The following is a 14,915-nucleotide window of genomic DNA, read 5'->3' as shown; positions in this document are numbered from 1 at the left end:
CCGGTCTTTTTTCAGGTCAGCCCTTGGGAAACCGGCTGGCCAGCAATTCTTCCAGATCATTAAAAAATGTAGAGATCGTATATCTTTCGCATACGATCTCTACATTTCCTTTTCGCCAAAAGCCATCGGGGCAACACACCAACAACTTTCCACTACGGGCGTGCAGCCCAAGTTCCAGTAAAGAGATCGGGGATTTTGTTTCCGGACTGAAGTACATGAGGATAAGGTCGGCCTGTTCCAGTGCCGTCAGTTCCCAGTTTACCTGCTGGTAAAACTCGGGCTTTTCGAATTCCTGTTCCCAGGAAGCATCCCAGTTGTCTCGTCGGGGATTAAATAGGGTATAATCCTCCAGGTCGGCAAAATAGTTTTCCACTCCGGCCTGCCAGTTCTCGGATTTCCCCATCTCGATCGAGCCCGCCAGAAACAGGGACTTTGGCCGGCGGTGGTGTTTCGCAATGCTCAGTGGCGGTTTGATGATCTTCATAATCTGTTAATCACTGATATCTTCCTGGGTGCGGTCGATCGGACTATCCGGTCGGGATTCAAACCGGATCTTCAACTTGAAGCGCTTATTCATCGCGCCCAATACCGGGGTAAACATGGTGTTCATCAACTCAACGGCCTTTTCCTTTGCCCGGTCAAAAGAGTTTTCCGAGCGGGCTTCCCGGCGAAATTCATCCCGAAGGAGGTTGAAACTTTCGTTGAGGTTGACATCCTTGACTTCCCGCAGCCAGCCGATATCGAGCTTATCGATCCGGGGATAGACTTCGTGGGAAAGAATGGTGGGTTCGGGCAAGGTAACCGTTACTACCCCACTCCGGTCATTCAGGCTCACGTCAAAGTAATCATCCAGACGAAAACCGATCTTCAAAATACTGATGGCGGTGATCTCCACGTCGGAAGAAGAGACATTGAATCCCCAGATCTTCGTCTGCAGATTCTTGGTGATGCCCTTTTTATCGCGCACTTCAAAAGTCGCCAGTTCGGCGATGGTTCGTTCTATTTTTTCTTCCATGATACCCTTCGATCGCCCGAAATCCTCGATGGCTGCCCGGTCTTCCAGTCGCTGCATCATCGGAGCCAGCGCTTCGTTGACCGCCACGCCACAGGGCGTATCTACATTATCCCCGCGGATGTACATTGTGCCTCCCCGGGTCTGCACGACCTGGGTAATGATCTGCGTGACCAGAAAACAGGTATAGCGGGAAGCGATCTGCTTGAGGGCATCTACTGCATTGATCGATTCATTATCGTACCAGGACTGATAGAGGGTGGAAGTGGTATCTTTCAACTGAATGAAGTCATTGTAGTACAGATCGCTCAGATACGGATGTTGCCTTTCGTATTCCTGGTAAACCGCAGTCTTCAGGCTGTCCGGCAATCCCATGCGGTTGGCTACGTGGTCGATGATGGACCGGTTCAGGTTGTAGACCAGATCGTCAAATTCCCGACGGTACCGCCGGGGATTGGCCAAAATAGCCATGGCGTTTTCCTCATCAATATTCGCTTTAAAGTCCGCGGGCAGGTAATTGACCTGATATTCTTTGGGCACATTGGTGAAATTGCCGAAGCCACTGCCTCCCTGGTAATACCGGAACAGTACGATCCCCAGGAAACTGAGGATCAAAACCACTAGTATTAAGCGCGCACTTCTTTTGGGTGATGAAGGAGAAGATGAAGACCTTTCGCTCATTATGTTTATTTTTCTAACAATCGAATGAATATCGACTTAATTTTTAATATCAAACGGATAATAACGCTCTGTAGTTCTATTTTTCGCTAGTGAAATTACGTCTTTACCCTTAATTTATACCTGATTATCGATAAATTTGGACCCACAAAAATCCGAGGAATGATCCACCCAAAAACAACGATCAATTGCGCTGGGAAACTACTGGACCTCAGCCGGCCGGTCGTAATGGGCATTTTAAATATAAACGACGATTCCTTTTACCGGGGCAGCCGGGTGACCGGTATCGAAAAGATCCTGGAAACCGCCGGACAAATGCTGGCGGAAGGTGCAGCCATCCTGGATATCGGCGGCATGTCTTCCCGGCCAGGAGCCGTAGTGATCGATGCGGACGAAGAATTGGAACGGGTCCTGCCGGCGATCGAAACCATTCACCGCGAATTCCCCGACGCAATACTTTCCATCGACACCATACGCAGTAAAATTGCCCGGGAGGCTGTTGCAGCCGGGGCTTCCATTGTCAATGACATTTCGGCCGGCAAATTTGATGCGGACCTCTACCCCACCCTGGCGGAATTGCAGGTCCCCTACGTACTGATGCATATGCAGAAACGGCCCGAAAATATGCAGGAAGCTCCCGTTTACGAAAATGTAGTGCAGGAGATCCTCGACTTTTTGATCCGGGAAGTGGATGCCCTCCGCCAATTGGGCGTAAAGGATATTGTGATCGATCCGGGCTTCGGCTTCGGTAAAAGTGTTGAACACAACTACGAAATACTGCGTTCATTACACGTTTTCCAGATGCTCGACGTTCCGATACTGGCGGGTATATCCAGAAAATCCATGATCAGTAAACCGCTGGGAGTGAATTCGGAGCATGCACTCAACGGTACTACCGCCCTGCATATGATCGCTTTGCAGCAGGGAGCAAGGATTCTTCGGGTACACGATGTTGCTCCGGCAATGGAAGTGATCAAACTCTGGGAACTGCTGAAAGGTTAGATCAGTATTACCCCTTGCAGTGATAGGATGATCGTTCATCCGCACCATAAAAAACGATATTTTGGCGACTATTCACGAAGATGATATAAAAAAGCTGGCGCTTGGCTTCCTCCGAAGCTACTACAAGCACCGTCCCCGCTCGGGTGAAATGCACACCGAGACCAATATGCGGGGGGAAGGCGGCATCATCGTGGATAGTTATCTGTCTTATCCGGACGAGGACGGCGAAGTTTTTATTGCCACCGCAGAAGCCACTTCCGTGGATACACGGGATGAAGTCAAGTACTCCGTTCAGTATCGTCTGCTGCTCTGGGACAGTATAGTGTTCGGTTCTCTGCTGGGCTTCATCTACACCATTTCCAGTTACTTTGTACCCGCATTATCCATGCCCGGGCTTTCTCCCGGACTCCGGGCCCTCACGATCATTCTGACCGTCGTCGGAATGAGTGTGATCTACCACAGCGGCATTCGACCTCTGCGGCGTTACCGCTACATCTACGCCATCGCCCAGTTTAAAAAATACCATGCCGACGAACAGTGGGTAGCGCTGGCTAAAGCCGTTTTCCCCCTGCTCGACGAAAATACTTACTACCGGGAACTGAAAAGACAGTGTACGCGCTTTGGCTTCGGTCTGATCCTGATCGACAACCAGTTATCTCCCAGATTGGTACTCAGTCCTTCCCGGGAAGAACAATTCGATCGCCAGCGGGAACGCATCCGTTTGTTAAACGTACAAAAGTATCTGAGACTGCAGGAGCTCACCAAACACGACTGGAAGATCGTGCAATGGTGGAACAACTGGACCAACCCCTACCGGGAACACGATTATTTCCGTTTTAAGAGCGGCTTCAAACACCAGACGGCCCTAATCCTGCTCGGGTGGATACTTATTTTTGTGGCTTTCCTGCAGGAGCGCAAGCGGATGCCGGTTTATTACCCCAGCGAATCCAGTTATACCAAAACCCTGGAAGAACGGTCAAAAACGCTGGAAGAAGAACCGGCTATAAATGATCCGAAACCCTACACCGTTCCCTTCAGTGACAGCCTCACCCAGGAGGAGATCATCGGTTTTGACGATGAAATAGTAACGGAGGATAAGCAAGCCGCCGAGATCGTTCCGATCAAACCCGAAGCGGAGGTGATGATCTACGATCCCTATAATCAGAATATCATTCTTTACGACTGCGAAAGAATGTACAACTTTGATGATACGAAGTATATTATTGAGATCGGACAATACGGCGATCAGGCCCAGGCGCGGGATGATCTGGAGATCCTGGGTGATGCCGGTATTTATGGCGTGGTGTTCTGGGAAGGTTGTTTTTCCCCCAGCCGGGAAGCCTTCGTCATGTACGTAGAAACGATGCATAACAATGCGCAGGAGGCCCAGTTCGCGCTCGATAGTTTGAGTACGAAACTGACGGCCGTCGGCCTGCAAAGCCGAATTCGGCCGATATCTCCGGTTATAGACCGACAGGACTAATAAAGTGGTTAAATTGACGTTAAATGTCCGACTATCTTTGGTGGACTACTGTATCTTACGGTTAATTATTCTTAGGGCGTAAGGCGGTTTAAACTTATCAGCAGCTGACAAGTTCAATGTATAGGTTTAGATCCTAAACGGATGGTGCTTAAACAAACAATGGGTAAAAGGATAACCCGCGGAAATGGTTCCGAAAACGCCGGGGATAGAGGTTTGGGTGAATAATAATAAATGGATCAACAGGATAAGAACACAGAACAACCGGTACCTGAAGAACAGCAGGTAAGCGGTAGAAAGTGGTGGCGTTCCGTCACCCGGCTGTTGTTTGCCTTTTTGGTCGCATTGATTATTATGCTGGGCATCTTTCATATCCCTGCGGTACAGAACTGGGCCGTTAGCCAGCTTACCCAAACACTGAGTAAACGGCTGGGTACCAAGGTAGAAGTTGGTTATCTCTACCTCAAATTTTTCGATGAGCTCGTCCTGGAAGATACCTATATCGAAGACATCTACGGAGACACCCTGCTGGCGGCCAGGGACCTGAACGTGAATTTTAGCCTCAATCCCATCAAACTTTTACGCGGTCAGTTATCCATCGAAGAGATTAGTCTGAACAACGCCCAACTGCGGCAACGGCGGGAAGCCGGAGAATCACTCAATACCCTGGCCATCGCCCTCAACCGCCTTTTTCCTCCGAAAGATAAAAACAAGAACAATTCCTTTCAGATCGACCTGGAACAACTCAACCTGGATAACATCCGTTTTGAAAAAGACGATAAAGTACAGGGACAACATCTGGTGATCAGCATTCCGAACGGCGTAATTAATTTCAATCTGCTCGATCTGCCCGGCCGTGTGGTCGATATTCGCAGTGTGGAGATCCACCGCCCGGAATTCACCACCGAGAACTACGAGCGGGATTCCACTTATCCGGCCATTCTGAATACCAACCGGGACCTGCCTAAAGTGATTGACACGGCGATGATCGATACGGTGAGCCTTAAATTCATCGTCAATTTTTTCCGGCTACAGGATGGGAAATTTTCGCTGCACAATTACCGGAAGGCCCCCGTTCGCCTCAGCGAGCCCGATGAACTGGATTATGCCCACATGGACGTATTCGACATCGATATCAGTGTGGATAGCTTCCAGTATTACAAGGACGTTTATACCGGAAAGGTCAACAATATCAACCTGCAGGATTCCAGCGGCTTTGTCCTGGAGGAATTGTCAACCACCAGCGCCATTATTTCACCGGACTCTACCCGGCTCGCAAATCTGATCATCCAGACGCCCCAGAGTCTGGTGGGTGATCACCTGAAGTTTTCCTACAACGGTTACACGGCCTTCCGCGATTTTGTCAACCGGGTCAGAATGGACTTACAGCTCAATCAGGCCGCCATTGCCCTGAAGGATATTATGACTTTCGCGCCCGGTTTGCGTAACAACGTTTTCTTTAAGAACAACAGGAACGAAGTACTGACGGTGGATGGGGAAATAGACGGTACCATCAATAACCTGAGCGCCGATGAAATGTCCATTATCCTACCCGGGAAAAACGGGAAACGAAGTACCTCGCTGAAGGGAAAGTTTTCGTCGCGTGAACTGGCAGTACGGGGAGAAGAATTCCTGAATCTCGAACTGGAGTCCCTGCTCACGGATGTTTCCACGCTCCGGCAGTTGATCCCGAACTTTGCGCCTCCGGAAAACTTTGACCGCCTGGGGCGCCTGAACTTTAAGGGAAGCTTTGGTGGATTCTTTGTCAGTTTCTTTGCTACGGGAAACCTGCGCACCGATATCGGTCAGGCCAAGATGGACATGAACATGACCCTGGGCAACCGCCGGGCCGATGCCAAATACAGCGGTTCTCTGAACCTGATCAACTTCGATCTGGGTAAATGGTCCGATAACCCCAATTTTGGCATTGTCAATTTTACTTCCCAGGTCAATAACGGCGTCGGGCTGACGCTCGAAACCGCCAATGCTGATCTGGTAGCCAATATCGAGAATTTTGTTTTCAAGGATTACAACTACCAGAACGCCAGTCTCATCGGTCAGCTGACCAAAAACTTTTTCCAGGGAGACTTTAATATTCAGGACGATAATATTGACTTCTTTTTCCGCGGGAAACTCGATTTCACGGACAGTATTCCGAGTTACGATTTCGACGCCAATGTGGAAAGGCTGGACCTCAAAAACCTCAACCTCTCGCAGAAAGACATCGTGGTCTCCGGTCAGTTTGATCTTGCGCTTCAAATGAAACGCATTACGGATATCAAGGGGAATGCCCGGATGAGCAATCTGAGCATCCTCCACAACCGGGAAACCAATTACCAGATCGATTCCCTGGAGGTGAATGCCTTTACCGACGCGGATGGTAAAGATAATCTGATCTTGCGCTCGGACATCGGGAAGGCCGATTTCAACGGCACCTTCGACCTCCAGCAGATCGGTAATGTCTTCCTGGGTTATCTTCATCAACAGTACAGTGAATTTTCCCGGCGGCTCAAGTTTCCCAAACCCAACGTAGCGCTGGAATCCCAGGATTTCGACTACAATCTGGAGATCTTCGATACCAAGGGCCTGACCACTCTACTGAATCCCAAACTGGGGAATTTCCGCGACGTCAGTCTGAAGGGCTACTACCACGGGACCAGCGGACAGGTACTCGTCGATCTCGATATTCCGTCCTTCCGCTTCGACAACATCCTCCTGCAGGATATTGCGGCCCGTTTTGACGGAGAGCCGGAGGCGGGGTCCCTCTATTTTGTAGTGGATTCTACCATCATCAACGGTAATTACCTGCTGTCGACCGTACAGCTTTCGAGCCTGATCGAGGGCGATTCGATCGATTTTACCTTTATCCATTCCTCGGGGCCCTCCGGACTGGTCGAAGACCTCAATCTGGACGGCCTGCTCTATTTGCCGGACAGCACCAATTACGAGATCCGGTTCAAACCTTCGGATCTCACCATTCTGGATAACTCCTGGAATATTGACGCCAACAACTTCATTACCTTCGGCAAGAACTTCATCGATACGCGCCACTTTGAAATGACCAACGGGGAAAAGGTCGTCCAACTGGAGAAGATCGGACAAAGGGGATTGCGACTCTGGATGCGCAACTTCGATTTTGGTCTGATCGACGAACAATGGGATTACGATCTGCTGGATTTTGACGGCCGCTTCGATGCCAATGTCGCCGTACAGGATATTTTCAAGCTCAAGAATTTCTCTGCAACCATCGAGGGAGATACCCTGCTGATCAACCAGCGGGATTTCGGCCGCCTGCGGCTGGACGCTAATGCCGAAGACCTCCGCAGTCAGGCCAGCATGTACCTGTCCATTTCCCTGGATACGATGCAATTGCTCGGCCAGGGCACCTTCAACCTCGCGTCTCTGGGTGACAAACCGCTGGAAGAACTTCCCGTCAACCAGCACCCCAATTACATGAATTTCGACGTGGACATTTCCGCTTATCCGCTGGATATCGCGGAATTCTTCATCAGCAATGCCATTTCGGAAGTCAAGGGATATTTCAGCAGCAGTCTGCACCTGGAAGGATTGCCCAGCAAACCCAACCTGCGCGGTCACCTGAGAGCGGAGAACGGCTCGTTCAAAGTGAACTTCCTCAATACCAAATATCGGTTCGTATCGGCCCTCGCGGATATTGACAATGACCTGTTTGACCTCACCGGTACCATTCTGTACGATAAATACAACCACCGGGCGGTGCTGTTTGGTGGGGTTGCCCACGATCATTTGCGCGATTTCGGTTTTGATGCCCGCCTGCGTACCAGTCGCTTTCTCGCTCTCGATACCCGCAAAGGGGATAATGAACTGTTCTACGGGCACGCCCTCGGTCAGGGAACCGTGCAATTCAACGGTAGTTTTGCCCAGCCGGACGTCTACGTCAATGCGACCGTCGGCGACAGTAGTAACCTGGTCATCCCGGTAAGTAGTGAAAGAGAAGTATCCGACCTTAGTTACGTTCGCTGGACCAAAAGGGACGATTTCAACCAGAATAAAAATACGCTGTCGGCCCCGAAAGGCATCGACCTGGAGATGGATCTCATCGTGCGGGAAGAAGCCACCATGCAGATCATTTTCGACGAACAGGCGGGAGATATTATCCGGGGAGCCGGCCGGGGGAACATCCGGATACTGGTGCCCAGGGGTGGTGATTTCCAGATGTATGGGGATTACTATATCACCAAGGGAAATTATCTATTTACCCTCTACAATGTGGTCAATAAGGACTTCAAGGTCCGACCCGGCGGTATCATCCGCTGGAACGGGGATCCGTTTGAAGCCCAGATCCGGCTGCAGGCCGAATACCAGGACCTGAAAACTCCGGTGGCCAATTTCATTCAGGAATACCTCCTCAACGCCAGTGCCAATGTGCGCAACGACGCCAGTAACTCAACGGACGTCAACCTCATCCTGAAACTGGAGGGCGATCTCCTGCGTCCGATCATCGATTTTGATATCATCTTCCCCGATCTGAAAGGGGAACTCCAGACTTATACCGAGAATAAACTGCGTTTGCTCCGGCAGGATCAGAACGAACTCAACCGACAGGTATTTGGCCTGATCGTGGTGGGCCAGTTCCTGCCCTCGGACCTTTCTTTCCGGGGTACGGACATCATTTACAATACGGTGAGTGAATTCGTTTCCAACCAGCTCTCGCTACTGCTCACGGAGTTGTTTTCCGAAGTAATCGGGGAAGGTAAGGTACTGTCGGGTATCGACTTTGATATCGCCTATAACCAGTACCGCTCGGTAGATCTGAATAACCAGATCAATACCGGAGAGGAATTCGAATTGAGTGTAACCCAGAATTTCTTTGACGACCGGCTTTCGGTCCAGGTAGGTGGTAACGTCAACTTTGACAATGCCCTGCAGGCTACGCCCGAAAGCAGCGGTACTTTTGTTGGGAACGACCTGGTGATCGAATACCTGCTCAACCCCCGCCTCAACACCTTGAAATTGCGGATCTACCAGCGTCTGCTACCGGATATCGGTGGCGGTCAGCGGCTCCAGATCGGTGGTGGACTGAGTTACCGGAAGGAGTTCAATACCTTCAGGGAATTCTGGAAAAGTTTCAGTAAGGAAGGTCGGGCCATGCGGGACCGGAGACGGCCGCAGTAATCCCGGATCCGCGAACGCGATCAAACCATCATCATCCGCTGCCGCAGAAAGTGATCCGCAATGACCAGTGCGGACATCGCCTCCACAATCGGCACCGCCCGCGGCACCACACAGGGATCGTGCCGGCCTTTACCCACTACCGTTACTTGTTCTCCAGCCTCGTTGATCGATTCCTGCTCCGGAACGATGGTCGCCACCGGCTTGAAGGCCACCCGGAAATAGATGTCCATCCCGTTGGAAATACCGCCCTGTACCCCTCCGGAATAGTTGGTTTTGGTCTTTACCTGGCCATCCTCCTGGTAGAAGTGGTCATTGTGTTCCGAGCCCCGCATGGCTACGCCATCGAAACCGGAACCATATTCAAACCCTTTACAGGCATTGATACTCAGCATGGCTTTGCCCAGATCGGCATGGAGTTTATCGAAAGCCGGTTCGCCCAGTCCGGCCGGGCAGCCGGTGATCACGGCGTTGACCACCCCGCCGATCGTATCTCCGTCCTTACGCACGGCCTTGATGTATTCGATCATCTGCTCGGCCATTTCCGGGTCCGGACAACGCACGATATTCTTTTCGGTCTCTTCCAGATCCAGTTCCTGGTAGGTTTTGCCCAGTGCCATATTTCCAACCTGGCTGACGTACGCTTTAATGTCGACGCCCTGCGCCCGTAACAGCAGTTTGGCCACCGCTCCGGCAGCAACACGGGCCGCCGTTTCGCGGGCCGAAGAACGACCGCCGCCGCGATAATCCCGGATACCGTACTTGGCGTGATAGGTATAGTCGGCGTGGGAGGGCCGGAATTTATCGGCAATATGACCGTAGTCTTTGGAGCGGGCATCGGCGTTGTAGATCACCATCGCGATGGGCGTACCCGTGCTTTTCCCTTCAAAAACGCCCGACAAAATTTGGGCCGTATCGCTTTCCTTACGTTGGGTTACGATCTTAGATTGTCCGGGTTTCCGGCGATCGAGCTCCGATTGGATAAACTCCTCATCGATGACCACGCCCGGAGGGCAACCATCGATGATGACCCCGATAGCTTTCCCGTGGGATTCGCCAAAAGTACTGATTCTGAATGCCTGCCCAAATATATTACCAGCCACGACTCTCTTTTTTAGCAATGTGGAACGAGCGCCGGAGATAGAAGGCCGGGTGCAGCCCGCTTCATTCCTCCGTCCCCGATCCTGAAATAAAGCGGCTAAGGTATTATTTTTACCGGTATTAAGGAACTCTTACTGGGAAACATTGTTTCTATCAATGGCTTTTCAAAATTGCAATTAAAGCCGTAATTTCGCCGTCTTTTAGCAAGCGAAGTTGTTTGTCACTTCCTGGCTGTGCCGCCAAAGGCATCCGTTTGCCCCACTTTCAATTTTTTTGTCCGCAGCGCCGTGTTGCGACTCTGAAATGCCACAAAAGGAGCAATATCCCGGCTTTCCCGCCGCAGCAGGAATCAAAATACACATACAGAGTAGTAGAAGAATGGAACTGGAACCGAAAGATATTTACGAAAAGTTAGAGTTTAATAAGGTACTGAATTTGCTGAGATCATCCTGCGTGGGCGCGCTCGGGCAGGAAGCCGTCAGCACCGAGATCAAACCGAGGGATAACATCAGCTGGATCAACCAGCGCCTGGCGGAAGTTGCCGCCTACAAACTCACCCAGGATAAAAATGATCCTTTCCCCCTGCGTCGCTACGAATCGATCTCCGAAGAGATCCGTCACCTGCAGGTAGAAGGTTATGTACTCTCCGTGGAAGGGCTGCAGAACATCAATAATCTGCTGCTCATTTACCGCTACATTTTCCGCTATTTCAATAAAGGACGTCAGGAGGCGTATCCGGAGCTATTTGCCCTGATCCAGCCGCTGGCTTACGACGATGAGCTGACCAAAAGTATCGAGAGTGTGATCGATGAGGAGGGGAATATCAAACCCGATGCCTCACCTGAACTGCTGCGTATCCGGCGGATGATGACCTCCAAACAAAAGGAAATGGACCGCCAGTTCCGGGTGATCATCAACCAGTATCGCTCCAAAGGTTGGCTGTCGGATAATGTGGAATCCTTCCGGAACGGCCGCCGGGTACTGAGTGTACCGGCCGAGCACAAGCGCAAGATCCGGGGAATCATCCACGACGAATCGGCTACGGGGAAGACCGCTTTCATCGAACCCGAAGGGATCATCGATATCAACAACGACCTTTTTGACCTGGAGCAGGAGGAAAAACGCGAGATCTACCGTTTGTTGCGGGAACTCAGCGCTATGCTCCGTCCGCATACGGAGGTGCTGACCCAACTGCAGGATACGCTGGTAGAACTGGACCTGATCCAGGCGAAGACACGTCTGGCCCAACAAATGAAGGCGACCCGGCCGCAGGTTGTCGACCGGCCGCACCTGGGGATCATCAAGGGCTACCACCCGCTTTTGCTGCTGAAGAACAAGCAGATCGACAAGCCGACCATTCCGTTTGACCTCACCTTGTTCGGATCCAACCGGCTGCTGGTACTGAGTGGACCCAATGCCGGCGGTAAATCCATTACCATGAAATCTGTCGGCCTGCTGCAGCTGATGCTGCAAAGTGGTCTGCTGATCCCGGTGGAGTCGACTTCCGAGATGGGGATCTTCAAAAAATTCTTTGCGGATATCGGTGACCAGCAATCGCTGGAGGATGACCTGAGTACTTACAGCTCCCGCCTGGAGAACGCTCGTGTATTTCTGGAAAAAGCCGATAAGGACAGTCTGGTGCTGATCGATGAATTCGGCTCCGGTACCGATCCCAAGATCGGCGGTGCGATCGCCGAAGCGATCCTCTGGGAACTGAATTACCGTCAGATATACGGGGTGATCACCACGCACTATTCTAACCTGAAGATCTTTGCGTTTAAAACCAAGGGGATCGTCAACGGGTCAATGCTGTTCGACGGGGAGAGCCTCTCTCCTACTTACGAACTGAAAGTGGGTCGCCCCGGTAGTTCCTATGCCTTTGAGATCGCCCAGAAAAGCCGGCTGAGTAATAAGGTGCTGAACTACGCACGGAAAAAGATCGGCAAGAACGAAAAAGCCGTGGATGAACTCCTGGTTGACCTGCAGCGCGAAAAGCAGGAAGTAGAAGAAAAACTGGCCGATCTCACCAGTAAGCAGCAGCAAATGGAAAAGCTGATCAAGACTTACAATGAGATGCACCGGGACCTCGAATTCCGTCGCAAGCGGCTGAAGCTGGAAACCAAAGAACAGGCCCTGCAACAAACCGCCCAGACGAACAAGGAGTTCGAAAGGATCATCCGCGAGATCAAGGAGGAAAAAAACCTGGAGAAGGCCCGAAAAATGGCTGAAAGGATCCGCGAAGAACGCACGGAACTGGTAGAGGAGGTGCAGGAACTTCAGGAAGAAGTCTACTACAAACCCACCGAAAAGGACCTGGCCCAAAAGCCGATCAAGGAGGGAGACTTCGTCAAAATGCGCACCGGCAGCGCCGTGGGCACCGTGGAATCCATTAATAAAAAATCTGCCGTCGTGGTGATCGGCGATATGCGGATGACGATCAAGGTCCGCGATCTGCAGCACGCCAAGGAACCGCTGAATGTGCAGCAAAGTAAAAGCATCCAGTCCGACGTGGGCATGGTATCCGAATTTTCCAGCAAGCTGGACATTCGTGGGATGCGCTACGAAGAAGCGCTGAAGGTGGTAGAAGATTTCGTTGATCAGGCCCTCATGACCAATGCCAGCAACCTGCGCATTGTACACGGTAAGGGGAACGGGGTACTGCGCAATGCCGTACGTAAAAAGCTCCGCGAATACAACGTACCGATGGACATCAGCCATCCGGCCGCCGAACTGGGAGGCGACGGTGTGACGATTGTCGATATGTAGGCTATAATGAAGCTAGTCGTGGCCTACCCGGTCGCCTTCCTGCAGATCTTTCCCGTCTATTTGTTCAAACCGGACCGGAATACCTTCCAGGGTGCCCTGATCCGTTGGTCGCATGACGTTGAAATGCAGGTGCGGTACGGAAGTAAATCCGGTATATCCGGAAATCCCAATCGCTTGTCCGGCCCGGACAGTATCCCCCATTTCCACCAGCGCTCCCTTATATTTCAAATGGACATAATCGGTGTAGATCTCATCGGCATGGTACAGGCGCAGGTAATTAGCGTATTCGCGGTACTTGGGATCAGGACCGTGTACCCAATTCCGGTTCTCTTCCACCAAACCGACCACAACGCCATCCCTGGCCGCACAGATCGTATCGCCTACCGCCAGGTCGAAATCAATAGCATAATAAGCAAAGGGTGAAGCGCGATGGCTGAATTTACCTCCGTAAGCCTGAATGACCCGGTGGGTCTTTCCTCTGGGGAACGGCAGCACGTAACGAACGGAAGTATCCGGCACCGCGGGCTGCATTCGAGACCAAAAGGAATAGGGTTCCAGCTCGGAGCGAATCGCCGGCGATTCCAGTTCCGGCGGCAGCACCAGCTTAAAGGTTTCGTAGGGTCCGAGTACAACGGGAAGCTGATCCGCCAGTGCCGCTTTGAGGGTATCGTTATCGGTTCTGACGGTAAAGACCAGCGGGCCGGCTAAGGGATTTTTCACCCACATATAGACTGAATCTTCCCGGCTCACCCATTGCCAGTCCAGTTCGTAGGCCTTATAGATCTTAGAGGGTAATTGGCGGGTACACCCTATCTAGACGAAGAGTAGCAGCGCCAGGCCGGCAAATCCAGTTTTCAGCATCAGTATTTCGCGTTTTATTACGACAGCTTGTTGGTTCCCGGAGTAAAATCCATTTCAAATGTAGTAACCAATCGGGTCCCAATGGAATAAAAGCTATGAATTATAGCATATTTTTGCCACCCGAGGCCGGATCTGCTCTCATTTTCCGAAATGGAATCAGGCAAGCTGCTCCGGGTGCGATTATCACCGTAAAATCCAAGTTTATGAAAATCAGTTTTGTGCTCCTCCTCTGCCTGTTTGCGCTACAGCTCAGCGCTCAGGAAGCCTCCATTCCCAGTTTTGGTCCCAGGAAAGCGGGTATTCCACTCTTTGAGGACCTCGAAGCCATGGCGGACGGCGCGTGCAGCCTCGGCTGCGGTATCGGCTGGACGCTTTCCGCTACTTCAACACTCGAATCACAAAGCGGAAATACCTACGATGTATCGAAACTGGAAGACGGAAAACGGAGCACCGCCTGGGTAGAGGGCGTAAAGGGCAACGGAATCGGGCAGCGGATCATGATCACCTTTGATGAACCCTACGGAGACGAAAAAGACCTAAAGATCCCTTTCCACGGGATGATCATCACCAACGGTTATTCCAAAAATGCCGATATCTGGACCAAGAACGGACGGGTCAAAAAACTACTGGTCTGGCTCAACAGCAAAAAAATGTGCTATCTGGAACTGGACGATGACCTCTACCCCCAGCAATTTTTCTGGACTTCGAATCTGGTCATGGTCGGTCCCAGCGATGTGGTCAGTCTCGAGATCGTGGAAGTTTATCCGGGTAGTAAATACGAAGATACGGCTATTTCTGACCTGGGATTCCACGGAGCCCATTGATCTTTGCCGCCTGGCAACAGGAAACAAAAAGATCGCTAAC

Annotated in this window: 9 protein-coding genes; 5 read left to right on the top strand and 4 right to left on the bottom strand. The window is 51.4% G+C overall.

Annotation, left to right across the window (positions count from 1 at the left end; all coding sequences use genetic code 11):
* Positions 1-16 precede the first annotated feature (16 nt).
* Positions 17-484: a nucleoside 2-deoxyribosyltransferase domain-containing protein gene (locus tag CRP01_RS29440; protein WP_099153653.1), complete on the bottom strand. Its 468-nt coding sequence runs from the start codon at positions 482-484 to the stop codon at positions 17-19.
* A gap of 6 nt (positions 485-490) precedes the next feature.
* The gene (locus CRP01_RS29435) at positions 491-1,633 is read right to left on the bottom strand and encodes a DUF4230 domain-containing protein (protein ID WP_233752789.1); all 1,143 of its coding nucleotides are present in this window, start codon (positions 1,631-1,633) and stop codon (positions 491-493) included.
* Positions 1,634-1,852: 219 nt separating this feature from the next.
* On the opposite strand from CRP01_RS29435, the gene folP reads away from it, so the two are divergent.
* The 3 genes from folP to CRP01_RS29420 all read left to right on the top strand — a co-directional run bounded on the left by folP (position 1,853) and on the right by CRP01_RS29420 (position 9,326).
* Positions 1,853-2,692 carry a dihydropteroate synthase gene (gene folP / locus CRP01_RS29430; RefSeq protein WP_099153651.1) on the top strand — a complete coding sequence of 280 codons (840 nt, stop codon included), beginning with the start codon at positions 1,853-1,855 and terminating at the stop codon, positions 2,690-2,692.
* Between the two features lie 61 nt (positions 2,693-2,753).
* Positions 2,754-4,175 (top strand): hypothetical protein, encoded by a 1,422-nt coding sequence (locus CRP01_RS29425; protein WP_099153650.1) that lies wholly within the window; start codon positions 2,754-2,756, stop codon positions 4,173-4,175.
* 231 nt (positions 4,176-4,406) lie between these two features.
* A complete protein-coding gene (locus CRP01_RS29420; RefSeq protein WP_099153649.1) occupies positions 4,407-9,326 on the top strand; it encodes a translocation/assembly module TamB domain-containing protein in 4,920 nt (1,639 codons plus the stop codon).
* Between the two features lie 20 nt (positions 9,327-9,346).
* Here CRP01_RS29420 and aroC read toward each other — a convergent pair whose 3' ends face one another.
* Positions 9,347-10,426: a chorismate synthase gene (gene aroC, locus CRP01_RS29415; RefSeq protein ID WP_099153648.1), complete on the bottom strand. Its 1,080-nt coding sequence runs from the start codon at positions 10,424-10,426 to the stop codon at positions 9,347-9,349.
* 376 nt (positions 10,427-10,802) lie between these two features.
* Here aroC and CRP01_RS29410 point away from each other — a divergent pair, with 376 nt between their 5' ends.
* Positions 10,803-13,190, top strand: a complete 2,388-nt coding sequence (locus CRP01_RS29410) for an endonuclease MutS2 (protein WP_099153647.1) — start codon at positions 10,803-10,805, stop codon at positions 13,188-13,190.
* A 12-nt stretch (positions 13,191-13,202) separates the two neighbouring features.
* Here CRP01_RS29410 and CRP01_RS43365 read toward each other — a convergent pair whose 3' ends face one another.
* Positions 13,203-13,910, bottom strand: a complete 708-nt coding sequence (locus CRP01_RS43365) for a M23 family metallopeptidase (RefSeq protein WP_170110595.1) — start codon at positions 13,908-13,910, stop codon at positions 13,203-13,205.
* Between the two features lie 344 nt (positions 13,911-14,254).
* Here CRP01_RS43365 and CRP01_RS29400 point away from each other — a divergent pair, with 344 nt between their 5' ends.
* Positions 14,255-14,875, top strand: a complete 621-nt coding sequence (locus tag CRP01_RS29400; protein WP_143473579.1) for an NADase-type glycan-binding domain-containing protein — start codon at positions 14,255-14,257, stop codon at positions 14,873-14,875.
* The last annotated feature ends 40 nt before the right edge of the window (positions 14,876-14,915 follow it).

The sequence above is a fragment of the Flavilitoribacter nigricans DSM 23189 = NBRC 102662 genome (genome assembly GCF_002646595.1).
GTDB lineage: Bacteria > Bacteroidota > Bacteroidia > Chitinophagales > Saprospiraceae > Flavilitoribacter > Flavilitoribacter nigricans.
Note: the sequence above shows the minus strand (reverse complement) of the source record. Positions and strands in the feature narration are given on the sequence as shown.